The 22,884-nt window shown below is 65.4% G+C and carries 19 protein-coding genes and 1 tRNA gene; 6 read left to right on the top strand and 14 right to left on the bottom strand.

What is annotated here, in order from left to right; translation table 11 throughout:
* Position 1: 1 nt before the first annotated feature.
* From AX756_RS08745 to AX756_RS08705, 9 genes are all read right to left on the bottom strand, one after another.
* Positions 2-859 carry a glycosyltransferase family 2 protein gene (locus AX756_RS08745; protein ID WP_068310084.1) on the bottom strand — a complete coding sequence of 286 codons (858 nt, stop codon included), beginning with the start codon at positions 857-859 and terminating at the stop codon, positions 2-4.
* A complete protein-coding gene (locus AX756_RS08740; RefSeq protein ID WP_068310082.1) occupies positions 859-1,350 on the bottom strand; it encodes a glycosyltransferase in 492 nt (163 codons plus the stop codon). Before AX756_RS08740 ends, AX756_RS08745 begins: the two co-directional genes overlap by 1 nt.
* Positions 1,351-1,373: 23 nt before the next feature.
* Positions 1,374-1,844 carry a glycosyltransferase family 28 protein gene (locus AX756_RS08735; RefSeq protein WP_068310080.1) on the bottom strand — a complete coding sequence of 157 codons (471 nt, stop codon included), beginning with the start codon at positions 1,842-1,844 and terminating at the stop codon, positions 1,374-1,376.
* Positions 1,845-1,947: 103 nt separating this feature from the next.
* Entirely contained in the window at positions 1,948-3,177 is a 1,230-nt protein-coding gene (locus AX756_RS08730) for a glycosyltransferase (protein WP_068310078.1), read from the bottom strand.
* 7 nt (positions 3,178-3,184) lie between these two features.
* Positions 3,185-4,111: a glycosyltransferase family 2 protein gene (locus AX756_RS08725; RefSeq protein ID WP_068310076.1), complete on the bottom strand. Its 927-nt coding sequence runs from the start codon at positions 4,109-4,111 to the stop codon at positions 3,185-3,187.
* A 14-nt stretch (positions 4,112-4,125) separates the two neighbouring features.
* Positions 4,126-5,460: an O-antigen ligase family protein gene (locus tag AX756_RS08720; protein WP_156461428.1), complete on the bottom strand. Its 1,335-nt coding sequence runs from the start codon at positions 5,458-5,460 to the stop codon at positions 4,126-4,128.
* A 2-nt stretch (positions 5,461-5,462) separates the two neighbouring features.
* On the bottom strand, positions 5,463-6,716 hold the full coding sequence (locus AX756_RS08715) for a Coenzyme F420 hydrogenase/dehydrogenase, beta subunit C-terminal domain (RefSeq protein WP_068310072.1): 1,254 nt from the start codon (positions 6,714-6,716) through the stop codon (positions 5,463-5,465).
* Positions 6,713-7,954 carry an oligosaccharide flippase family protein gene (locus tag AX756_RS08710; RefSeq protein ID WP_068310070.1) on the bottom strand — a complete coding sequence of 414 codons (1,242 nt, stop codon included), beginning with the start codon at positions 7,952-7,954 and terminating at the stop codon, positions 6,713-6,715. The genes AX756_RS08715 and AX756_RS08710 overlap by 4 nt, the downstream gene beginning before the upstream one ends.
* Entirely contained in the window at positions 7,951-9,198 is a 1,248-nt protein-coding gene (locus AX756_RS08705; protein WP_068310068.1) for a polysaccharide pyruvyl transferase family protein, read from the bottom strand. The genes AX756_RS08710 and AX756_RS08705 overlap by 4 nt, the downstream gene beginning before the upstream one ends.
* Positions 9,199-9,365: 167 nt before the next feature.
* On the opposite strand from AX756_RS08705, the gene AX756_RS08700 reads away from it, so the two are divergent.
* On the top strand, positions 9,366-10,454 hold the full coding sequence (locus AX756_RS08700; RefSeq protein ID WP_163886893.1) for a polysaccharide biosynthesis/export family protein: 1,089 nt from the start codon (positions 9,366-9,368) through the stop codon (positions 10,452-10,454).
* A gap of 16 nt (positions 10,455-10,470) precedes the next feature.
* Here the strand turns inward: AX756_RS08700 and AX756_RS08695 are convergent, their stop codons facing one another.
* Entirely contained in the window at positions 10,471-11,088 is a 618-nt protein-coding gene (locus tag AX756_RS08695) for a response regulator transcription factor (protein WP_068310155.1), read from the bottom strand.
* 327 nt (positions 11,089-11,415) lie between these two features.
* Here AX756_RS08695 and AX756_RS08690 point away from each other — a divergent pair, with 327 nt between their 5' ends.
* Positions 11,416-12,078 (top strand): sugar transferase, encoded by a 663-nt coding sequence (locus AX756_RS08690; protein ID WP_068310064.1) that lies wholly within the window; start codon positions 11,416-11,418, stop codon positions 12,076-12,078.
* Between the two features lie 39 nt (positions 12,079-12,117).
* Entirely contained in the window at positions 12,118-14,514 is a 2,397-nt protein-coding gene (locus AX756_RS08685) for a choice-of-anchor L domain-containing protein (RefSeq protein WP_068310062.1), read from the top strand.
* Positions 14,515-14,846: 332 nt separating this feature from the next.
* Here the strand turns inward: AX756_RS08685 and AX756_RS08680 are convergent, their stop codons facing one another.
* Together AX756_RS08680 and AX756_RS08675 are read right to left on the bottom strand one after the other, a co-directional pair.
* Entirely contained in the window at positions 14,847-16,574 is a 1,728-nt protein-coding gene (locus AX756_RS08680) for an ATP-binding protein (RefSeq protein ID WP_170307732.1), read from the bottom strand.
* Between the two features lie 11 nt (positions 16,575-16,585).
* Positions 16,586-17,131 carry a heme NO-binding domain-containing protein gene (locus AX756_RS08675; protein WP_068310058.1) on the bottom strand — a complete coding sequence of 182 codons (546 nt, stop codon included), beginning with the start codon at positions 17,129-17,131 and terminating at the stop codon, positions 16,586-16,588.
* Between the two features lie 238 nt (positions 17,132-17,369).
* Here AX756_RS08675 and AX756_RS08670 point away from each other — a divergent pair.
* The 3 genes from AX756_RS08670 (at position 17,370) to AX756_RS08660 (ending at position 20,235) form a co-directional block, all read left to right on the top strand.
* A tRNA-Thr gene (locus tag AX756_RS08670) sits at positions 17,370-17,445 on the top strand.
* 229 nt (positions 17,446-17,674) lie between these two features.
* On the top strand, positions 17,675-19,072 hold the full coding sequence (locus AX756_RS08665; protein ID WP_068310057.1) for a hypothetical protein: 1,398 nt from the start codon (positions 17,675-17,677) through the stop codon (positions 19,070-19,072).
* A gap of 149 nt (positions 19,073-19,221) precedes the next feature.
* Complete coding sequence (locus AX756_RS08660) at positions 19,222-20,235, top strand: NAD-dependent epimerase/dehydratase family protein (protein ID WP_068310055.1); 1,014 nt, start codon at positions 19,222-19,224, stop codon at positions 20,233-20,235.
* Between the two features lie 102 nt (positions 20,236-20,337).
* Here the strand turns inward: AX756_RS08660 and AX756_RS08655 are convergent, their stop codons facing one another.
* Both AX756_RS08655 and AX756_RS08650 read right to left on the bottom strand, forming a co-directional pair.
* A complete protein-coding gene (locus AX756_RS08655; RefSeq protein WP_068310153.1) occupies positions 20,338-21,402 on the bottom strand; it encodes a TRAP transporter substrate-binding protein in 1,065 nt (354 codons plus the stop codon).
* A 417-nt stretch (positions 21,403-21,819) separates the two neighbouring features.
* Positions 21,820-22,884 (bottom strand): TRAP transporter substrate-binding protein, encoded by a 1,065-nt coding sequence (locus tag AX756_RS08650; protein ID WP_068310053.1) that lies wholly within the window; start codon positions 22,882-22,884, stop codon positions 21,820-21,822.

The raw sequence follows: 22,884 nt of genomic DNA, 5'->3' as shown, positions 1-22,884 counted from the left end.
TTCAGCCGGTCGGGAGCCGGCTGGTCTCGTCGCGTTCCCAGGCGCCGTTCGGCGCGGCGGGGGCGAGTTTCAGGCTGATCGCAACGGTGGCCATGACGGCACCGTAGACGGCGAAATCGAACCAGCGCGCGGGACGGCGGGCGGCACGGAGAGCAGCCGTGCCGAAACCACCGTGGGGGTGTGTCTCGGCGCCACAGACCCCGCGAAGCCGCAGCGCGTCGGTGCCCCGGCGGCTGCGGCGGCGGATGCGGAAAAGCGCGCGGAGCGTGGTCGGAACGGCAACGGCAAAGCCCGCTTCGGGTACATAGGCGCGCCGTCTGAACGCGGTGCTGCGCGCGATATACTCGTCATCGGCCACCACTTCGGGCAACGGAAACAGGCCGCGCATGATCTGGTGCGAAAGCGCGAAGACGCCGCCGAACTTGCCGTCGTCGAAATAGGGGTTGAGCTGCCAGCCGCGATAGAAGGCGCGCACCAGCGGCGCGGCGGCGGCGAGATCGGGTTCCATGCGGCCGCAGGCGACATCGGCGCGGCCTTCGAGGATCGGTTCAGCAAGACGCATGAGGCTCGTCTCGGGCAGGCTCAGATCGGCATCGAGGCAGATGATGGCGCGCCCGGTCGTCCGCCCGGCGCCAAGGTTGAGCGCGTTGGTCTTGGAGGGGAAATCCGTCTCGATCACGGTGGCTGCGGGGCAGATGGTGCGGGCGGCTTGCGCCGTCTCGTCCCGGCAGCCATTGGCGATCACGATCAGCTCGATACGTCCCGCTTCGCAGGCCTCGGCCAAGGGGGCAAGGCTGCGGGCGATGACGGCGGCCTCGTTATAGGCGGGCACCAGTACGGAAACGGCGGGCAGGTTCATCAGGCGGCGCCTCGCAGGAAATGCGCCACCGCACCGATCAGACCCGCATCCGCGCTGGCCGAGATCCGCTCGGCGGAGGGCAGGGTTGGCGCGCCGGACAGCCGGTCGAGTGACGGGCCGAGTTCCTCGGCGCTTTCGATGACGGTCACATTGGCGAGGCTCGCCATCTCCGCCGCCGTGGCGAGCTGGTGATCGGTCCGGTGCTCGCCATGGGCGGCCAGCCGGGGCAGGATGACGATGGGCTTGCCCAGCTCGGCGGCAGTCAGGATCGAGCCCATGCCGGCATGGGAGACAATGATATCCGCCTCTTCGACGGCCCCGGCATAGGCCGCGGGGGAAAGAAAGGCGGTACAGTCCATGTTCTTGAACACTTCCTGGCTGTTCCCGCTCTGCGCGCGCACGCGCTGATCGGGGTTTCGGGCGGCCCAGGAATCAAGCGCCCGCAGCAGGCGGTCGAAGGGCAACTGGGTTCCCACGGTGGCGAGGATCATGGCAGCAATCCGTTGTTCAGGTTTCAGAGCACGCGGCCGTGGAAGGCGGCGGGGGTGGCGTCGGCCACGCCGGGCCATTGCGTCAGCACCTTGTCGGTGATGCGCAGCGCCAGCCGGGCAGAGATCGAAAGCTCATGTGCATTGGCGATGGAATCGACGAACATGCCGCGAATACCGAAGAGCCGCCCGAGCGCGATGGCGAGATAGCCGCCTGCGGCGCCGGTGGTGACAATCGCGTCCGGCCGGGTGCGCAGCAGGATGCGCAGCACCGCAAAGGCGCAGAACAGGAGCTTCAGCGGCTGGTCCTTGTTGGCATCGGGAAAGCTCGAAAAAGGCGCCGGGCCGACCATCTCGGCCGCGCCGGGATCGGAGCAGGCGAAATGCACCTCCGCGCCCTCGAAGGCCGGGCGCAGGCGCAAAAGCTGGATCCAGTGGCCACCGCCGGAGGAGATGGCGAGCACCTTCGGGCGGCGGGTCTTTTGGGACGTGGGCATCGGCGGTCTCCGGTTACGGGTTTCGATGCCCCTTCTTAAGGACTCCTTTACCGTAACGGACGCCCCGCAAAGGGGCAGTCGCCGCCGCTTTTGTCTGGTGGGACTATACTTTCGAGACGGCCCGCAACTCTTCCGGATGCGCCAGCTCCCGATAGAGCGCCACGAGCCGCTCCGCCTTGGCGCTCCACACCCCCTCGCGCAGCACCTTCTGTCGCGCGCCCTGTCCCAGCCGCAGCCGAAGGGCGCAATCCTCGGCGAGATGGCGGACGGATTCCGCGATATCCCTCGCATAGCGCTCCGGCTCGGTAACCGGCAGGCGGAAGCCGCATGTCTCGTCGACGATCCAGTCCGGCCCGCCCCGCGCCGCCGTGATCACCGGCAATCCCCACCGCATCGCTTCGTAGAGTACACCGCCCGCCGGTTCGCGGAAGGACGGGAAGCAGAAGACATCATGCGACATGTAGAGCGCCTCGACCTCCTCGCGCGGGATGCGGCCGCGAAAGCGCACGCGGTCGGCCACGCCCAGCCGTTCGGCCTCCGCCCGGCAAAGATCGATCTCCTCGCCCGCGCCGGCGCTGGTCAGGGTGACGCCGGGCATGTCCTTCAGATGGGCCATGGCCCGCACGGCATCGCGCAGCCCCTTGGTCCGCACACCCCGGCCGACATGGAGGAGCTTCAACGCGCCCGGTGTCGCGCTGCGGCCAACCTCCGGGGCCAGCCCGTCAATGCCCAGCTCCAGCACCGGCTCGAAACGTTGCAGCGGCACCTCGGCAAGGATCTCGCGGACATAGGGCGCCACGCCCAACACGGCTGCCGCGCCGAAATAGCTCGCACGCAACCACGGATCGTTGCGAAACCGCCAGGCGTCCAGCCCGCGCAGCCGGGTGAAAAGCGGCGCGCTGCCAGCCTCGCCGCGAAAGCTCTCGGGCGTGTCCAGCGCGCCGCCGAGCGGGCCGATCACGTAGGGAATGTCGAAATGGCGCAGCGGCGAGGGATAGCGCGCGGCCTGTGGCATGAGCTGGTGGGCGATGTCGAAATGCCGCCCGTCGCCGAGGGCGGATTTCAGGAAGCCGCGCACCCGTCGGCAGAAGGCCGGCCAGGCGGGCTTGGCCATGGCGTTGAAGCGCTCGTGAACACGGGCAATGGCCGGCTCGGGCCAGGTGACGACCTCCGCCTTGGGCAATTGCGCGGCAAGTGGCGTGCGGCCCGGGCGCTCGAAGGAGAGCACGGTCAGCGCAACTCGCTCGGCCAGCGCTTCGGCCCATTTGAAGGCGACGAAGGCCTCGCCGACATCCGTGCCGTCGATATTGGGGGCGATCAGGAGGACGCGCATGGCTCGCTCACCCCGCCTTCGGCAGCGCCGCGCCGAGATCGGCCGTCACACGCCGGAAATGCGCCGCCCGCGCGCGGCCCGACGGGCCGGTGAGCGGCGAGAGCAGCGTCCAGGCGATGGCGCGGCTGAGGTTGAACCCGGCCAGAAGCGTCCAGCAGGCGGCGCCGCCGAGCGGGCCGAAATGCTTTCGGTGCAGCCGCACGGTGCCCTCGGTGAGCAGCACGTCCTTGCGGTGGCTGAGCTTGCGCACCGAGCCGCCGCCATGGTGGATGATCTCGCCCACGGGCGCCAGCCACAGCTCCCAACCGGCTTGCGAGAAACGACGGCACCAGTCCGTCTCCTCGCCATAGAAGAAGAAGCTCTCGTCGAGCAGCCCGATCGCCTCCATCGCCTCGCGCCGCACCAGCATGTAGCAGCCAGATATCACGTCGAGCGCGCGGGCATCGCGTCGGTCCCAGCGTTCCATCCGGTAGCGGTCGAAAAAGGCCCCGGGCAGGCGGGTCAGGCCGCAGGCTTGCAGCGAGAGGTTGAGCAGGGTGGGGAAACGCGAGCCGGTGATCTGCAGGCTGCCATCGCTGTTGAGCACCCGGCAGCCCATGACGCCCGCCTCCGGATGCGCGTCCATCCAGGCGACCGAAGCCGGCAGCACCTCGCCGCGCACCAGCGTGTCGGAGTTGAGCAGCAGCACATGCCGCCCCGTGGCCCGCGCCAGTGCCTGGTTGTTGGCGGCGGCGAAACCGCGGTTTTCGACGTTGCAGATCAGCTTCACCTGCGGAAAGAGGCCCTCGACCATTTCCGGCGAGCCATCCTCGGAGGCATTGTCCACCACCCAGATCTCGGCCTCCAGCCCGCCCAGCCCGGCCAGAGCGGTGTTCAGGCAGTCGCGCAGCATGTCGCGGGTGTTCCAGTTCACGATGACAATGGAGAGGTCCATGAAAGGCTCCGGGTTCAGAAAAGGGTTTGCGGGCGGCCGATGGGCCGGACGAAATTGCGAGGCGCGGGCGCTCGGGGGGAGCGGGGGTTGGTGTCCACCAGCCAAGCGCCCGAGCCGACGAGGAACATGAACAACACGAAAAGCGCATTCCACAAGTGCACCGTGGCGGCAGCAACCGAAATACCAAACAGCGTGAAGGCCCAGGCGTGGCGGGCATTGATCCAGTCTTTGGGCAGGTTCTTGCGCCGCCCTGCGGCGATGATAAGGCCCAGCATGAGCGCCAGCAGGAAGAAGAGCGCCGGAAGTCCGTAGCGCACGGTAATCAGAAGCCAGAAATTGTCCATGCTGTCGGACATCCAGGGTGCGCGGATCCAGTCGCCCAACCCGATGCCAAAGATCGGGTTCCGGCCGACCTCGGCGGTGCCATAGATCCAGATATTGATCCGGTTATAGGCGGAATGGGCCGAGAAGGTGAAATAGGAGACGAAGACGTGGAAGGGGGTGCGGTTGGAGAACAGATCGATGGCGAGATAGAGCAGCCCGAACAAGGTGAACAGGATCCTCCAACGCCCGGTAACGCCCTTCATGGCGCGGTCATAGCCGGCAACGAAGATCTGCATCAGCAGCACGACATAAGGCCCGCCCGAGGCCGAGATGAACGTGGCCACGACAACGCCCATCGCCAGCGCCATGCCCTTGAAATTTGTCAACGTTGCGCGGGCGCAGATGTAATAGGCCATGGAAAAAGCCGAAGCCGAGAAGACGCCGTAAAGGATCGGGTGGTCGAAGGAGCCGAAGGCGCGTTCCAGTCCCATGCGCTTGTCGATGTAATGCGCCCGCGGGCCGCCAAAAATCGAGGCCGCGCCGTCCTTGAGGATGTGGTTGCCGGTCACTGCCTCGGGGATGGTGAAGGCGAGCATGCCGACGACGAGCGCGACGTAAGCGCGGGCCATGGCGTTGAAATCTTCCACCGAGCGGATGTAGAGCCGCCCCACCAGGTAGGCGCCGAGTGCCTCGACAATGTAGATGCCGCCGGATTCGACCCCCTGCGCCAGCCCGCCCCATTTGATCAGCGCCAGCAGTGCCCAGACCGAATGCGCAATGGCGAAGCCGTCGAAGATGTTGAGCGGGCCGCGCTTGCCTGAGATCAGGGTGAAAAGCATCGGCACGAACATCACGAGCAGTACCACGCGGTAGGCCGAGAGCCGCAGCCCGCCCGCGCTGACCGAGATTGCCGTCGGCAGCACCATGCCGAGAAAGAAGAACACGACAACGATCGGCACGCCCCAAAGGCGCCGCCCGTCGCCGCCCGCCTGTGCGCGGGTGGCCATATGTGCTGATGCCGTCACCTTCAGCCGCGCCCGGAGGACGTCAGCGTTACGGGGCGACGGAGGCGGTCACGGCGGATGCGGCGAAGCGTGCCGAGAATGGATTGTGCCTTGGCCTTGAACCCGAGCCGGCGCGCCCATGTGCCGAAGCCCGAGGCACGGCTGGCCGCAGGCACCGGCATACCGGCAAGGCGCATCGCGAAGCGGCGGCCCCAGACGGCGGCATTGGTGGCCAGCAGGTTGGGCTGGGCAGCGGCGATCACGTCGCGCGGGCGGGACTTGGCCACGAGCGCACCGGAGGCGATCGCGGCCTCGACGAGTGCGCGTCCGGCCTCTGTCCGCGCCACGATCAGCGAGCGGCCGGCATCCACGTCGCCCTCGGGCGGGTTGTGCCAGGGATCGCCCACCGAGATATCGGCCAGCGCGCCGGTATGGTCATCGCAGATCCGGCAGCGCCAGCGGCGCGAGCCCTGCAGCAGCTTGCCCCAGCCCTCGGCATAGGGGATGGCGTCGCTTGCGCGCTCTGCGCCCTCGGCGTCGATCCAGCGCGCCTGCATCAGCCCCGGCCAGCCCATGCCGCGATAGCGCAGGTCGGTGAGCTTTGCCCCCTTCGGCACGCCGAGCCGGTCGAGCAGGTTTTCGGTGGCGGTGAGCGTCGGCGCTCCGGCACAGAAGATGGCGATGGTGAGCTGGACAGAAGCGTCGAGTTCGGCGTCCTGCGCGCGGGCCTTGGCCAGGCTCGCCACGTCGCAGGGCTTGCCGATGAAGCCGGTGGGCTGTTCCTTCAGTGCCGGCAGAATCTCGACCGGGCTGGCCTGCGCATAGCGCGAGCCTGCACCGCGCAACAGGGCGTCGCGGTCGCGGCTGATCGAGACGGTGTTGCGGCGCGGGTCGTCCGAACGCGCGGTGACATGGGCCACGCCCTCCACGACGCCACTCTCGACGGCGAAAGCCGCGAGCGCGGTGGCCGCGCCGCCCGAAGAGCCGCGATGGCGGATCTCAGGATCGGCGGCATAGCCCTCCCAGCAGGCCAGGACCGGGCCCCAATCGGCCTCGACCGCATCGCGCGCAGGCTGCTCCGGCGCGCCCATCCCGGCGCAGACGCCGAGCGCGGCCCGGTCTTCGACGCCACCGGGTGCGGCGGCTACCGGGCGGCGGCCCTCGATCTCGTCCTCGATCATTCGGATCGCATTCGGGAACAGGCCCGCGCAGGCACCGCAGCCGGTGCAGAGATTGCAGGCGACAACGTCGCTGACGGATTCGATGGAACGGCTCATGCGGGGCACTCCGTTTGAGTTCGGGACGACTGCGCCTTCAGCTTGGCGAGCTGCCAGCCGCGCAGGGCGGCAGCAGCTTCACCAAGGGCCGAAGTGGCGGCAAAAAGCGAAAGCGGCCCGGCGAGGGCAAGCACGGCGAGGCCGGGCAGCAGGGCAGCGGCGCGCCAGCTATTGGCGCGGAAGGTATCGGCGGTCCGGCCAGTGGCAACGGCCAGTACCGAGAGCGGTGTGCGTGCGATGCGCAGCCCGGCGGCGGCGGCGAAGGCAGCGGCAAGCGCGAAGCTCGGTGCCATCGCAGCGCCATAGACGAGGCCGATGGCAGCAGGGGCCAGCGCGGTGAAGACCAGCGCGAATGCGAGGCCGGCAAGGGCGGCGCGGCTCAGGGCGGCGCGGGCGACGGTCTCGACGCGCGCCTCGTCGCGGGCCCGGCCAAGGGCCGGCAGCAGCAACGAGCCGGCGGCGCGGCCAAAAATCTGGGCCGGCAGCATGGCGAGCTGGGCTGCGACGCCGTAGATGGCGAGGTCCGACCAGCTCCAGCCGGCGGCGACGATCAGCCGGTCGGCCTGAAGCGTGAGGAACATCAGCCCGGCATTGAGCGCCAGCGGGGCGCCGAAAGCAAAGGCGCGCATCAGGCCCGCGCGCTCGAAGCTCAATTGCCAGCGGCGATGGGCGACGCGGTGGGAGAGCGCGACCTGGCTTGCCGCCTGCGCGGCCAGCGCGATGGGCAGGACGCGGTGATCGGCCAGCCCCGCGGCCAGTGCGGCGCCAAGCGCGGTGAGCATGGCGGCAGCGGCCCCGAGTTCGACGATGGCCAGGGGACGATAATTGAAGATGCGCTCGGCCCGGCGATAGTCGAGATGCAGGAAGCCGCGCAGGAAGGGCACCAGCGCCAGCGCCGCATAGGTGTGGGCCTGCGGGCCATCGGCGAAAGCGAGACCGAGCAGCGGCGAAAGTGCCAACAGGACGAGTGCCAGCGCCATCCCACGCAGCAGCAATGCGCCCTGCAAACTGGCCTGCAGCCGCTCGGTCGCGCCCTCGGGCGCCTGCACAAGCAGACGCTCGACCCCGAGATCGCTCAACATTTCCACCAGACGCAGCACGAGGGCCAGCATTATCGCCTTTCCCAGTTCCTCCGGGCCGATCAGACGCGCCAGAAGCACCGAGCGCGCGAGCGCCAGTGCCTCGACGCAAAGCGGCACCGACCAGGCGGTGAGTTTCTGGGCCCGCGAAGCGCTCATGCCGGCAGGGCTTTCAGCGCGTTTGCAATGGCATCCATCTGAGACTCGGCCCGTGCCTTCACACCCGGCAGGACTTGCGCCAGCGCCGCATGGGTCTTGCCCCGCGCGGCGACAGAGGCCGACACGCGCTCGGCAAGCGCGGCGGCGTTCAGCATGCGCAGATCGGCGACATGACCGGCCAGCCCGCATTCCTCGAACACGCCTTGCGCCTTGTCCGAATATCCCAGCCCAAGCGTCGGCACGCCGGAGGAAAACGCCCCGATCGTGGCATGCATCCGGGCGCCGGCAAACCAGTCGAGCCGGGCGAGCACCCATTTCAGCTCCTGCGCGGAGAGCTCCCCGGGCAGCACCGCGACACGCGCCGAATAGGCGGGGCCGAGGCGCGCGGCCAGAGCCTCGGCGGCGGCGCGGTCGCTTTCGGGGTGGCCGTCGGGGCGGTGCACATGCGGCACGAGCAGCAGGCGCATGTCGGGGGCGCTGTCGAGAAGTGCGCGGGCGGCGGCCTCGATCTGGCCGCGATGGGAGGCGGCGAGGCCGAAACGGGCCTTCGAGGCCGCCTCGTCGTGCCAGAGCAGCCCGCTCACGTTCAGCCCGGCCACGGGCGCGGCGCGGTCGGCGGCCAGCCAATCAAGGATTTCGGCGGGCAGGCCCTCGGGCGCGACGCGCGGCAGCAACACCGCCATGTCTGGGCCGCGACGGTGGCGAGCAGGGTCGAAATCGGCGCCGAGAAGTTCCTTGAGCATCTCCTCGCTGCGCTTGTCGCGCAACCAGATGCCGTGTGCGGCGCGCAGGATCTCGGTCGCCTCCCGGCGTGCCTCGTCGCTGCGGAATGGGCCGATGGTCTGCGGCAGCAGGAAAAGCGGGCGGCCACAGCGCAGCGCAAGCCGCTTGGTCATGATCATCGCCCGAAAGCGGTGCGGGCCGTAGAGATCGGTGAAGCTGTCACCGCCGGAGACGTCCAGAACCGCGCGGCTCGTGGCCAGCAGGCGGGCCGAGGGGCTGGCCAGGCCGCCCAGCGGCGCGCAGAAAGACACCGTGCGCAGGCAATCGCCGCGCCACAGGCGACGGTTATGGGTGAGGCCGAAACGCTCCGTGCCATCGGCAGCAATGCGACGCCCGCGGCCGTGGTCGGCCACGGCGATCCGGTCGATCCCCCGTCGCGAAAGCCCGTCCACCGCCGCCGCCGAAAGCGCGCTGACCCCCTGGTTTCCCGTGTCCGGCGCGGCGTTGAGGAGCGTATACATGCGAAATCCCGTCTTTGTTCAATGAAGTGACGCAAGCGCGCCACTGGCGTTCGTATAACCTGTGGGAGGCATTCGCGGGAGCTTGGCAGAGGGAGGGGGGCATGTCTAAAAAGTATAGTACAGGCGCCAGAAAGAGACCCCGAGCGCTTCGGGGCGGAGCAGGCAAGATGAGCAGATACCCTTTCGCCATGGCTATGGCACGGCGCCTTGTGGCGCCATTTGCGCTTGCCCTGCTGGCTGGTTGCGGCACGACGCTCGACCGCGAACATCTCAATTACGACGGGATCGTCTCGCGCATGGCCGTTGAGGGCAACACGCCCTCCACCAGTGACGGGCCGCGTTGCTTCGGTCAGAGCATGGATACGGGCGGCAAGGCCTCGGCCGGGCCACGGGCCAAGGGCTCGGCGGCGCGCAGCTACCGGGTGGGGCCGGGCGACGAGTTGCGGTTCAACATCTTCGGCGAAGAGGGAATGCGCGACCTGACGGCGCGGGTCGATGCAGAGGGGTTCGTGCAGCTTCCCATCGTCGAGACGGTCCGTGTCAGCGGCCGGACCACGCGCCAGATCCAGGCGGATCTGAAGGAGCTCTATGCGGTTCAGTTCCAGGAGCCTTGGGTGACGGTGGAGCTGGCCCATGCCGAGAGCCACCCAATCTATTTCCTCGGCGAGTTCCGGCAGCCGGGCGTCAAACATATGGAATTCGCGACCGAGCTGATCGAGGCGCTGGCGCTGGCCGAGGGGCTGGAGGAAGACGCTTACTTGCCCGGTGCGCGGCTGATCCGGCGCGATCACGTCTGCACGGTCGATCTCGCCGCGCTGCTGCGCAATGGCGATTTCTCGCAGAATGTCTGGATGCAGTCGGGCGATATCCTGTTCGCGCCGCGCAAGGAAGACATGCGGGTCTATGTTCTCGGCGCGGTCGGCACGCCGCAGGCGGTGCCCTTTGGCGCGGATGGGCGCACGCTGCTCGAAACCCTGTCGATGGCGGGCGGACCGGATGAAGGGGCAAGCGCGCTCGGCGATGTCCGCATCGTGCGTTCCCACTCGGCGACGCGGGGCGAGCTGATCGTAGTGGACGTCTCGGCGATGCTGACGGGCGACAAGCTCGACTTCCCGCTGCAGCCCGGCGATGTCGTCTATGTGCCGCGCAATGCGCTGGGTTCCTGGAACCAGGCCATCGACCAGATCCTGCCGAGCCTGCAACTTATCTCGGGGATCCTCACGCCCTTCGCGCTGCTCGACAGCCTGCAGAACTAAGGCCGCCGGATCGGTTTCAGAACAACCCGGCTTCCTTGGCGATCATCGCGGCATGGGTGCGATTCTTGGCCTCCAGCTTGCGGCAGAGAGTTTTGACGTTCATCTTGATCGTCACTTCCTGCAGGTCCAGCTCGCGCGCGATCTCCTTGTTGGCCATGCCGCGGCACAACCCGCCCAGCACTTCAAGCTCGCGCGGGGAAAGCTTCCCGGCCAGCGGGTGGTCGATCCCGGATTCGTCGGGCTCGTTCATGAAGGCCACGGGGATGAATTGCTCGCCCATCGCCATGAAGCGGATCGCGTTGACCAGCGAATTCGCCCCCATCGTCTTGGGCAGGAAGCCGATGGCCCCGGCCTCCATGGCCTCCTGCGCGATCTTGCGGTTGGCCACGCCCGACATCATCGCAACCGGCTTGCCGCGATTGGCCTCCATCGCGCGCGAGAGCCCCGCCAGACCATCCATGCCCGGCATCTGGTAATCCAGCAGCACGAGGTCGTAGCCGCGGGTTTCCTCCATGCGTGCGCAGGCCGCGTCGAGATCTTCGACCAATGTCAGCTCGAAGCCGCCGGCATTCTCGACGAAGGCTCCGAGCGTCTCGCGCACAAGAACATGGTCATCTGCAATCAATACGCGGATCATTGTCCAATCTCCCAAACCTGTCTCTCTTCTAGCCGCGAAAAGCCGCGGTGAAAACCGCCCGCACCTTGCGCACTGTCGCAGTCAAAGCGCTATCAACGCGATCTATATAGGCCCGTTTTTTGTGCATTCCCGCGATTTTCGGGCATCGTTTTGGCGCATAAGAGAGCGGAATATCCTTTTGGATAGTTGAGACTCGCCTTCAGACAGGAGGCGGAAATTTCCGGTGCCGCGCCACGCCCTATGAGGAATGCTCCATCCTTGTGCGCGCTCGAACCATCCGCCCGGTCTGCGCAGTTTAGCTCCACATTCAGATGGAGTTATGAGATGTCTGCCACTCACGAAGTTCCCGCATTTTCTGCCATTGCCGCGCCGGGCATCCGTGCCCGTGACGTGCCGCTCTTCAAGCGTCCTTTCGACATACTGGCCGCGACCGCGATCCTGCTGGCCATCGCGCCGCTGCTGGCGTTGATTGCGCTGACCATCAAGCTGGGCAGCCGCGGGCCGGTCTTCTTTCGCCAGGAGCGGGTCGGCCGCAACGGGTCTCCTTTCACCATGTGGAAATTCCGCAGCATGTATGTGGATGCCGAGGCGCGGCTGGCCGGGCTGCAGGGCGCCAGCGAGCGGGATGGGGTCTGTTTCAAGATGCGCAACGATCCGCGCGTGACGCCGATCGGCCGCCTGTTGCGCCGCAGCTCGTTCGACGAACTGCCGCAGCTGTTCAACGTGATGCTGGGGGATATGTCGCTGGTCGGGCCGCGCCCTGCGTTGCCGCGCGAAGTGGCGCAATATTCCGCCCATGACCGCAATCGCCTGGCCGCGCTGCCCGGTATTACCGGGCTCTGGCAGGTCTCCGGCCGGGCCGACATTTCCTTCGAAGAGATGATCCGGCTCGATCTTGCCTATATCCGCGACTGCTCGCTCCTGACCGATCTTCGGCTGCTGCTGGCCACCGTCTCGGCCGTTGCGACGGCCCGCGGCGCCTATTGACCCTTTCCCGAACTCCGCTGACACGAAAAGAGATAGATCATGACCCTTTCCACCAAGCTTCCCGTCGATACCACGGCCAGTGCCGAGGAGATGGCCAATGCCATGTTCGGCGAAGGCATCACCGTGGTCAGCTCCACCTATACGGGCGACGACGCCTCCAGCGGCATCTACACCGATGGCGAGACAGTCGCGCCCGATGTCGTGCCCGCCGATAGCGGCGTGATCCTGTCCACCGGCGCGGCGGAGGATTTTACCAATGAGGGCGGGCCGGACCAGAACAACCTGACCACCAACACCTCCACCAATACCAGCGGCATCGATGGCGAGGCCGATCTGAGCGGGATCGTCGGTCGCCCTGTCTATGACGCGGCGGTCTTCGAGGCAGAGTTCATCCCCGAGGGCGACACGATCAGCATGCAGCTCGTCTTCGGCTCGGAAGAATACCTGGAATGGGTGAACTCCGGCTATAACGACGTGGTTGGCATCTGGGTAAATGGCGAGCTGGCCGAAATGACGATCGGCGATGGCGACATCTCCATCGACAATATCAACGACGCTTCCAACGAGAACCTTTTCATCGACAACACCGACGGAGCCCTCAACACCGAGATGGACGGGGTGACCGTGGTGGTGACCGTGAAGGCGACAGTCGAGCCGGGAGAGGTTAACACGATCAAGATCGCCATCGCCGATGACGGTGACGCGATTTATGACAGCAACCTTTTGATCGTGGGCGACTCGATCCAGAGCGCGGTGATCGCCGAAGACGACGCCGTAACGGTCGCCAGCAAGAACGAGCAGACAATCGACCTGACCGCGAATGACGACGCGCCGGAGGGTGCACGGGTCACGAAGATCAACGGTGTCGACGTGATCGCGGGCGACGTCGTGGCGCTGGACAGCGGCGAAACGGTGCGTCTGAACGCGGACGGCACGGTCACCGTTACCGCCGCGCCCAATGCCGACAGTAACGCCATTTCCTACACGCTGGAGAGCCCCGAAGGCACCACCGATGTAGCCTTCCTGACCATCACTACCTCGCCGGTGGACGGCACCGCAGGCAATGACCATATGGTTGGCGGCTACACGGACGCGGACGGCCAGATCATCGACGGCGCGGATGGCGTGGACGATGTGATCTACGGCTATGGCGGCAACGACAAGATCTTTGCCGGCGCGGGTGATGACGACATCTATGGCGGCGACGGCGACGACTTCATCCGGGGCGAGGACGGCGCGGATGTGATCGAGGGCGGCGCGGGCAATGACGTGATCGATGGCGGGCAGGGCGATGATGTCATGTCGGGCGGCGATGGCGACGACATCTACTACATCCATGACGCGGGCGATGTGCTGACCGGCGAGACCGGCGGCCATGACACGGTGCATTCCGCGCTGGATCACACGCTCGACATTGCCTTCGAGGATCTCTGGCTGATGGATGACAGCGCGGCGGTCCGTGGTACCGGAAACGCCTCAAACAATTTCATTCATGGCAATGGCAATGATAATTTCCTCTTCGGTCTGGACGGCGACGACGAGTTGTTGGGCTATGACGGCGCGGATGTGATCGAGGGCGGCAACGGCGCCGACAAGATCGATGGCGGCGCCGGCGCGGATACGCTTGACGGTGGCGCGGGAGACGACAAGCTCACGGGTGGCGAGGGCGCTGATCAGCTCGATGCCGGCGCCGGGCAGGACACGCTCTGCGGCGGAGATGGCGACGATATCCTTCTGGGCGGCGATGGCGCCGACATCCTGGGCGGCGGGGCCGGGGCCGACCACATGGAGGGCGGTGCGGGAGACGACGAATATGTCGTCGAGAATGCCGGCGACGTGGTGATCGAGGCGGCCGATGGCGGCACGGACCGCATTCGCAGTTCTGTCGACATCGTGCTGAGCGACAATGTCGAGGACCTCTTGATGGAAGGCGACGCGATCGTGGGCAGCGGAAATGCCGCCAACAACTCCATCTGGGGCAATGCCGCCGACAACATCCTTTCGGGCGGCGACGGGGCGGACCGGCTTGTCGGTGGCAAGGGCGATGACATCATCGACGGCGGCGCCGGCAATGACAGCCTTGATGGAGGCGCGGATAATGACATTCTCACGGCCGGCTCCGGCAATGACAAGCTCAAGGGTGGCTCGGGCAATGACCGCCTGGAGGGCGGCAGCGGCAACGACCGTCTCGCGGGCGGCTCGGGCGAGGATGTCTTCTTCTTCAATGCCGACGATGGCAACGACGTTCTCTACGATTTCGACATTGGCGCCGACAGCCTGCAATTCTCCGGGATCTCCGAGGAGGATATCTGGGTCGAGGATTACGGCAAGGGGATCAAGCTCCACTATGGCGAGAGCGATATCTACATGCTTGGCGTAAACGCCGAGGATTACGCTCAGTTCGATATCGGTTTCGAAGACGCGCTTGTCGCATGAGCCAGCCGCCGCCCCGTCGGTGTCGCGTCGGCGGGGCAGGGCAAGGACAAGGGGGACGTAACGGTCACAGTTGAAGCCCCGCCATAGGTTGGTTGCGGAGCTTCGGCCGTTCCGGGGCGCGCGCTACGCGCGCGTCTGCGATCCTCCGGATCGTGCCACCGGCGAAGGTGTCTTCTGGAAAGATAAAAACAGAAGGCGTCTTCGTCCATTTTCCAAAGGTACCGTGGGGGGAGTGCTCGCAGGAGCAGGGCGGGCAAAGCCCTCCTCTGAGGTCGGCGAATGGCCTGGAACGAACGGGCGAACCCAAAGGTTGGATAAGACACTCGGCGGCGTCACTCCGTCGAGGACGACAGCGCACGGTCGAGCTTGTCTATCTGGCCCGACAGGGCGTCAATGACCTCTTCGATGGAGTCCGCGTCCAGATACGCCGCGCTCTGCTCAAGCTGCCCGGCCAGTTCGGACACGCCGAGCGCGCCGATCAGCCCCGACATGCCCTTGAGCGCATGGGCTTCGGCGGCGGCGGCCTCAGCCTCGCCGCGCCTGAGATTGGCGGTGATCGCCGCCAGCAGGCGGCGCGCGTCGATCACGAATTCTTCCACCAGCGCGATCACCTCGTTCTCGCTCATGGACTCGATCAGACCTTCCAGGATCGGGTTCGAAAGATGCACGAAAATGGCCGGGCGGGAACCGAACTGGCGGGGCGTGTGGTGATCGGGGGTGTCATGGGCGCCGAGCTCCTCGGAGATCGCGTCACGCAGGTCACCGAACGTGATCGGCTTGCTCAAGACCCGGTCGATGCCGACCCGGGCGCTGTCCTCGTGGATCGCGTCGAGCACATGTGCCGTCAGCACGACGATGGGAGGGATCTTCTCCGCCGGCCAGCTGTCGCGGATGATCCGCGTCGCTTCCAGCCCGTCCATCTCCGGCATCGCCACGTCCATCAGCACCAGGTCGTATTTACCGGGGGCGAATTTCTCGACTGCCACGCGTCCGTTCTCGGCCAGTTCTGCGTTCACGTTCATCCGCTTGAGGAAGGTCAGCAAAAGCTTCTGGTTGATCTTGTTGTCCTCGGCCAGCAGGATCCGAGCGCCCTCCACCTGGGCTTTCACCTCGCGAAGCTTGGTTTTGCCGTTGTTTTTGGAGGGCTGGGTCGTTTCCAGCACTTCTACCGGCAGCTCGAACCAGAAGGTCGAGCCAACGCCCGGCTCGCTGAACACACCGATCTTTCCATCGGCGCCCTCGATGATCCGGCGGCTGATGGCGAGGCCGAGGCCGGTTCCCTGCGCCGCGGAGGTCAGCTTGTTGGGAACCTGCGTGAAATCCTTGAACAGGTCCTTCTGCTGCTCGGCCGAAATGCCTATCCCCTGATCCTCTATCTCGACACGGAGCAGGGCGCCTTTCTCATGCGGAGAAGCAAAGGCGCGCAGTTCGATCTGGCCCTCGGTCGAGTAGCGTCCGGCATTGGAAACCAGATTCGCCAATACCTGTCGGATGCGGGTGGCATCGCCGGCAAAGATCGGCGGCACGGTTGGCGAGATCGAACTGCGCAGTCGGGACTCGCCACCGGGCATAGAGGCGGCCGCCAGTGCCAGCACGCCACCGATCAGGGCGCGGATATCGACCTTTTCGTTTTCGAACTGGAAGGCGCCGGCCTCCATCTTGGAAAAATCTAGCACGTCATTGACGATCCGCTTCAGCGCCTCGCCGGAGGTTTTCGCATATTCGAGCAGTTCGCGTTTGGCCGGGTCGGTCTCGTCGCCATACATCAGGTCGATCATGCCCAGCAGCCCGCCCAGCGGCGTGCGGATCTCGTGGCTCATCGTGGCGATGAAACGGGCGCGCATCGCCGAGGCCGCTTCGGCCTTGTCCAGTGCAATGCGCAGCTCCGAGGTGCGTTCGGTCACCGTCCGTTCGAGGATTTCCGAGTGCTCGCTGAGCCTCTGGTTGGCGAGAAACAGCTCCCGGCTCTTGCCCTCCAGAAGGGCCTCGGCTTCCTTGCGCGCGGCTTTTTCGCGTTCGTACCTGCTGCGCGAAACGCGATCGTCCTGTTCGGATGCCAAGAGACGCTCTCCTACCTGCCGGTAATGTCGATCCGGAATGTCGTGCTGTTGTTCTGCGCCGGCGTGGTCTCGATGGCAATCTCCGCCGTCTCGTCAAACCGTTCGACACAAGCTTCGATCAACCCGTGACAGAAGGAGACCAGCGGGCGTGGAGAGGAATAGACCATCTCCAATTGCCCCTCGCCGGTGCGGTCCGTTTCGAACCGCGGCAGCTCGGCATCCGGGTAGAGCTTGAGCACCTCGACATGGATCTCTTGGTCCACGGCTTCCAGCATCTCGAAGGACGAAGACTTGTTCTCGAAAAAGGCCGGGTAGTGCTGACCGAAGAATCCCATCATCCAGTGGCCGAACTTGCGCTGCAAGAGCTCCGGGCTCAGCCCGGAATGGGCGCTGAAGGCGTCCACGATCTTCACCAGCTCCTCGCAAGGGTAGTTTCCGACGGCCGTATAGGCACCGCCATGCGCAAGGTCGGCCTTGTCGATCACGGTGTCCACAACGTCTTCGCCAAACGCATCTTCGGCCATGGCGAGCAACTCGACGAATACAACGCCTTTCATGGTCCATTCCCTTCGGATTTTCACGGTGCGCTCGGCGAACCTATCCTACCGGCGGCGTAATTCAATCGGTTCGACATGGCACATAGGTATGCCCACACTATACGAAAGTATATATCGCGGGCCGAAGGCAGCCCGCGTGGCCGAGCGCAGGGGTTCGCGGCGGTGTCGGAACCGGCAAAAGAAGCTCCACAGAGCGTCTTGCACCGGCTGAAAGCAGCCAATATACCACGGGGACGGCGCCCCTATAGCTCAGCTGGTAGAGCAACTGATTTGTAATCAGTAGGTCCGCGGTTCGAGTCCGTGTGGGGGCACCATTCCAGAAAAGCGCACCGGGTTGTTCTGGTCCTTCCGGGGACGGGCGATGCCGGATTACGCAACCTGTCTGCGGGCGATGGACCTTTCCCGCCTGACGAGGGCGACCCAACGGCCTGCCTTGCCATCAGAGGGCAGGCCTGATCGTGTAGTTGGGGGATGCAGCCGCTGTTTCGGGGCGATATTGCTCGCAGGAGCGGTTTCTGAATCGTGCCCAGCAGGAGAGCCGGAATGAATTCGAGCCACTGGAACGAACGGGTCGCGGTGCTTTTGCTCGTTGTCGTGACGCTCTTCGTGACGCTGGATCAATGGGGGCTGCTCCGGTTGCCGCCGCTGGTGCTCGCGATCACGGCCTTGGCGATCCTGCTGATGGCCGTGCGCGTGCGGTTTTCCCGCAAGGCCTTCGTGATCGCGGCGCTCGTTCTGACGGGCCTGCTCATTGCCTATGTACCTGACGGGAAAGACGTCCTGCAGGCCGGTCTGCGCACCGCCGCCTTCATCGCGGCATTCTTCATGGCGCTGTCGACGCTCCGGAACGTGTCGGAAACCTCGCCGGCCATTGCCGCCGGTGGCACCTACCTTGCTGTGCAGCCGCCCGGCCGGAGATACGCGGCGCTCACGCTTGGTGGCCATCTCTTCGCGCTGCTGCTCAATTACGGCGCGATTTCGCTGCTGGGCGGGCTGGCCACGGCGAGCGCCCGCGCCGAGCCCAATGCGGAAATCCGGCACCACCGGACGCGCAGGATGCTGCTTGCCATCCAGCGCGGGTTCGTTTCCTCGCTCTCCTGGTCCCCGCTGGCCTTCTCCATGGCGATCACCAATGCCCTCATCCCCGGTGCACGTTGGGCGGACGTCGTCGGGCCGGGGCTTGTCACCGCGGCGATCATCGCGGGGACTGGCTGGGCGCTCGATACCGCCTTCAAGCCGCGCTTGTCGGCGCCCGCGCCCCCGCGTGGCCCGGTCGAGGGTTCATGGACGGTGCTGGTGCCGCTTCTGGCGCTGCTTGTCGGGATGGGGCTGATCGTGGGGGGGCTGCATGAGCTGAGCGGGGTTTCGGTTGTCGGCATCGTCATGCTGACCGTGCCGTTTCTGTCGCTGGGCTGGGCGGCTCTGCAGCATGCGGGCGGGGCGATGCGTTTTTCCTTTCGGGACAGGATGCGCAATTACCTGTGGCAGGACCTGCCGGGCTATCGCGGCGAACTCACCTTGCTGACGATGGCCGGCTATATCGGAACGGTCGGTGCGCCATTGCTGCTGCCCGTCGTCCCCGCGATGGGATTGGATGTAACGGGCTTGCCGGCTTGGCTGGTTGTGGTCTCCTTCGTCTGGCTTATTCCCATTCTCGGCCAGTTCGGGATGAACCCGATCCTCGCGGTCACCCTGATCGCACCGCTCATCCCCGCCGCGTCGCAACTGGGCGTCACCCCCGCCGCGCTCGTCGTCTCGATCACGGCTGGTTGGGCCCTGAGCGGCGCCTTCTCGCCCTTTACCGCGACAACCTTGCTGATCGGATCCTTTGGCGGTGTCAGCGCGCTGCATGTTGGATGGCGCTGGAACGGGATCTTCGTCCTTTGCTCTGGCATGGTGCTTTCGCTCTGGGTGCTGATCTTCGCGTTTTTGCTCGGGTAGGTTGTCCGGACCGGTGCCGAAAGAGCGGCAATGACAGCCGGGTTGCGACCACGCCGCATACACAGAGTTCCTGACATTTCTGGCGTCGTCCTCTATGACGGCGTAGGGCAACAGCGCCCGAACCAACGGATTGCAGCGGAAATACGAACATGGAACGCATTTTTATTACCGGAACCGCGGGTTTCATCGGCTATCACCTTGCGCGTCTTCTTTTGGATGAAGGGTACAGCGTCCACGGCCTCGACGGGATGACCGATTATTACGACGTGCGCCTCAAGCAACGTCGCAACCAGAACCTGCTGCAGTTTCCGGGCTACGGCTTCACCGAGGCGATGTTGGAAGACAGCGCGGCAGTCGATGCCGCGATCGACGCTTTCAAGCCGGACGTGATCATCCATCTGGCCGGGCAGGCCGGGGTGCGCTACAGCCTCGAGAACCCGCGCTCCTATATCGATTCAAACGTGGTCGGCACTTTCAACGTGATGGAAGCGGCCCGCCGGAACGCGGTGCGCCACCTGATGATGGCCTCGACCTCCTCTGTCTATGGCGCCAACGAGCAGATGCCCTTCACCGAGACGGACAAGGCGGATAACCAGCTGACGATCTATGCAGCGACGAAGAAGGCCAATGAAAGCATGGGCCATGCCTATGCCCATCTGTGGAACCTGCCGACGACCATGTTCCGCTTCTTCACCGTCTACGGGCCCTTGGGACGGCCGGACCTGGCGCTCTACAAATTCGTGGATGCGATCCTCGATGGGCGGCCCATAGACATCTACAACCATGGCGAGATGTATCGGGACTTCACTTATGTGGAGGACCTGGTGCGCGGCATCCGGCTTCTGATGGACGCCGCCCCCGTGCGCCCGGAAAGCTCCGAGGACATTCCCGAGGGCGACAGCCTGTCGCCGGTGGCGCCCTACCGGATCGTGAATATCGGCAATTCGGACAAGGTCCGCCTGCTCGATTTCGTCGATGCGATCGAGGCGGAACTGGGCGTTCCGGCCGTGCGCAATTACATGGAAATGCAGAAAGGCGACGTGCCGGCCACTTGGGCCGATGCCAGCCTGTTGCAGGAGCTGACCGGTTACCGGCCCGCGACGGAGTTCCGCGAGGGGATCGCGCGTTTCGTCTCCTGGTTCCGGGATTATTACGGCAAATAGGACGGTTCCCATCGACGGCACCGTGAGGAAACGGAACCGGTGAAAGACAACAGCCCCGAAGCGCTGCTTCGGAGCTGTTCTGTTCGTCTCTGTACGGAGGCGTCAGATGCGCTGCATCAGCGAGGGCGCGCTGAAGGCCGCGGCATAGGGCTTGGCCAGGTCGAGGAAGGCATTGTAGCTCTCCAGGCACTTGGCGAAATCGGGATTGGCTGCGGCTTGTTCCTGGAGCACCTCGGCCACGGCCGTTTTCAGCGCCGCGAGGACGTCTTCGGGGAAAGCCTTGAATTCGACACCGCTATCCTGAAGCGCCTTGAAGGCCTGGATATTGAAATACTCGAACTGCGCGATGCTGACGCTCTCGGCCGTCGTTGCTGCGCCGCGCAGGATGGCCTGCAGATCCGGGCTGAGCGAGTCCCAGGCATCCTTGTTGACGGCGATGTTGAGGCCGGCGCCGGGCTCGTGGAAGGCCGGAGCGTAGCAGATATTGGCCACCTTGTTGAGGCCGAAGGCCTGATCGAGCATCGGGCCGACCCATTCGGCCGCGTCGATCGCGCCCGACTGGAAGGCCGGGAAGATCTCGGTCGGCGGCAGCAAAACGGCATTGACGCCGAGCTTGCGCATGGCTTCGCCGCCAAGACCCGCGATGCGCATGTTTAGACCGGAGAGATCTTCCAGTGAGTTGATCTCGGTCTTGAACCAGCCCGCGGCCTGAACGGTGGAGTTGCCGCAATAGAGCGGCACCAGCCCGCGTTTGCCGTAGATCTCGTCAAAGAGCGCCTGTCCTTCGCCAAAGCGCAGCCATGCGGACATCTCGGTGGCCGACATGCCGAAGGGGATGGTGGTGAAGAAGTGGTTCGCAGAGTTCTTGGAGGCGTTGTAGTAAGCCGTGGTGTGGCCGATCTCGACCGTGCCCTGCTGCACGGCGTCTTCCACCGCGAAGGGCGGTACCAGTTCGCCGGCGGAATAGAGCTTCAGCTTCAGCTTGCCTTCGGCCATGGAATTGACGGCGTCCACAAAGGTCGTGGCATTGGTGCCGACGCCAGGGGCCTTCGCCGGGAAAGACGTGGGGCATTTCCACTCGATCACGCCCGAGGCAATTGCGGGTGCTGCCAGTGCGGCGGCGGGGGCGGCAAGTACCCCGGTCTTCAGGAATGAACGACGTTTCATCTGATCCTCCGATTTGCCGGGCCTCTGTCGCACCGACTTCACCTTGCAATCAACATGTGAGGCCAGGGATCGCAAGGACAGGCTACAGAAAGCCGCAGGCAGATGGCGTTCGATGATGAATTCGCAGGCAAAAACGAAAAAGCTTCGAAGGAAATGAGGGGGCTTTGCCCCCGCGCTCATGGGAGCGCTGCCCCAGGATATTTGGAAACAGATGATGAACTGGCCGAACCGGCTTCATCTTTCTCCGAATACCTCTGCCGGAGGCGCGATCCGAAGAGCGCGCCCTCAAACGGAGGCCGGACCGGTATTCTCGACCGTCCCAGATTGGCGATGTCGCGATGTGCCGCGAGCTTTTCCCTCGAGGTGTCGTGCTCCCGGCGCACGGGCGCCGGGAGGCCGTCGTATGAACAGGCTGGCTCAGGCGCGTTGCAGCAGCGACGGGGCCATGAAGGCCGCGTTGAACGGGCGGGCGAGCTCGAGATAGGCGTTGTAGCTCTCAAGGCATTTGGCGAAGTCGGGATTGGCCGCGGCCTGTTCCGCCAGAACTTCGGCGGAAGCCGTCTTGAGCGCTGCGAGCACGTCCTCGGGGAAGGTCTTGAACTGGACGCCCGCTTCCTGAAGCGCCTTGAACGCCTGGGCGTTGAAATACTCGAAGCGGTTGATGTTCTCGATCTCGCAGGCGCTGGCCGCGGAGCGGATCATCTCCTGAAGATCCGGGGTCAGGCTCGCCCAGGCCTCCTTGTTGACCACCACGTGCAGGCCGGAGCCGGGCTCGCTGAAGGCTGGGGCGTAGCAGTAATCGGCGACCTTGTTCATGCCGAATGCCAGGTCGAGCATCGGGCCGACCCATTCGGTGGCGTCGATCGCGCCCGACTGGAAGGCAGGGAAGATCTCGGTGGGCGGCAGCAGAACCGCGTTCACGCCGAGCTTGCGCATGGCCTCGCCGCCGAGGCCCGCGATGCGCATGTTGAGGCCCGACAGGTCCTCGACGCTGGTGATTTCATTCTTGAACCAGCCGGCAGCCTGCACGGAGGTGTTGCCGCACATGAAGGGAACCAGGTCCCGCTGGCCATAGATCTCGTCATAGAGCTCCTGACCGCCACCGAAGCGCAGCCAGGCGCCGACCTCGCCCGCTGTCAGGCCGAAGGGGATGGTGGTGAAGAAGTGGTGTGCCGAGTTCTTGCCGGCGGCGTAATAGGCGGTGGTGTGGCCGATCTCGGCGGTGCCCTGCTGGACGGCATCCTCGACTGCGAAAGGCGGGACCAGTTCGCCACCCGAGTAGAGCTTCAGCTTCAGCCGGCCTTCGGCCATCTTGTTGACGCGATCCACGAAGGAGGTCGCGTTGGTGCCGATGCCCGGCGCCTGCGCCGGAAAGGCGGTGGGACATTTCCACTCGATCACGCCCGAGGCGAGCGCGGGCGCCGCGAGCGCGGCGGCCGGAGCGGCGAGAACACCGCTCTTGAGGAATGCACGACGTTTCAT

This window comes from Aliiruegeria sabulilitoris (genome assembly GCF_001558155.1).
Lineage (GTDB): Bacteria > Pseudomonadota > Alphaproteobacteria > Rhodobacterales > Rhodobacteraceae > Tropicimonas > Tropicimonas sabulilitoris.
Note: the sequence above shows the minus strand (reverse complement) of the source record. Positions and strands in the feature narration are given on the sequence as shown.

Bases quoted from the DNA above. Each gene is read 5' to 3' on its own strand.
- AX756_RS08745 (WP_068310084.1), bottom strand. From the start codon at position 859: ATGAACCTGCCCGCCGTTTCCGTACTGGTGCCCGCCTATAACGAGGCC.
- AX756_RS08685 (WP_068310062.1), top strand. From the start codon at position 12,118: ATGACCCTTTCCACCAAGCTTCCCGTCGATACCACGGCCAGTGCCGAG.
- AX756_RS08725 (WP_068310076.1), bottom strand. From the start codon at position 4,111: ATGGACCTCTCCATTGTCATCGTGAACTGGAACACCCGCGACATGCTG.
- AX756_RS08710 (WP_068310070.1), bottom strand. From the start codon at position 7,954: ATGAGCGCTTCGCGGGCCCAGAAACTCACCGCCTGGTCGGTGCCGCTT.
- AX756_RS08705 (WP_068310068.1), bottom strand. From the start codon at position 9,198: ATGTATACGCTCCTCAACGCCGCGCCGGACACGGGAAACCAGGGGGTC.
- AX756_RS08735 (WP_068310080.1), bottom strand. From the start codon at position 1,844: ATGCCCACGTCCCAAAAGACCCGCCGCCCGAAGGTGCTCGCCATCTCC.
- AX756_RS08740 (WP_068310082.1), bottom strand. From the start codon at position 1,350: ATGATCCTCGCCACCGTGGGAACCCAGTTGCCCTTCGACCGCCTGCTG.
- AX756_RS08715 (WP_068310072.1), bottom strand. From the start codon at position 6,716: ATGAGCCGTTCCATCGAATCCGTCAGCGACGTTGTCGCCTGCAATCTC.
- AX756_RS08675 (WP_068310058.1), bottom strand. From the start codon at position 17,131: ATGAAAGGCGTTGTATTCGTCGAGTTGCTCGCCATGGCCGAAGATGCG.
- AX756_RS08690 (WP_068310064.1), top strand. From the start codon at position 11,416: ATGTCTGCCACTCACGAAGTTCCCGCATTTTCTGCCATTGCCGCGCCG.
- AX756_RS08730 (WP_068310078.1), bottom strand. From the start codon at position 3,177: ATGCGCGTCCTCCTGATCGCCCCCAATATCGACGGCACGGATGTCGGC.
- AX756_RS08700 (WP_163886893.1), top strand. From the start codon at position 9,366: ATGAGCAGATACCCTTTCGCCATGGCTATGGCACGGCGCCTTGTGGCG.
- AX756_RS08660 (WP_068310055.1), top strand. From the start codon at position 19,222: ATGGAACGCATTTTTATTACCGGAACCGCGGGTTTCATCGGCTATCAC.
- AX756_RS08655 (WP_068310153.1), bottom strand. From the start codon at position 21,402: ATGAAACGTCGTTCATTCCTGAAGACCGGGGTACTTGCCGCCCCCGCC.
- AX756_RS08650 (WP_068310053.1), bottom strand. From the start codon at position 22,884: ATGAAACGTCGTGCATTCCTCAAGAGCGGTGTTCTCGCCGCTCCGGCC.
- AX756_RS08665 (WP_068310057.1), top strand. From the start codon at position 17,675: ATGAATTCGAGCCACTGGAACGAACGGGTCGCGGTGCTTTTGCTCGTT.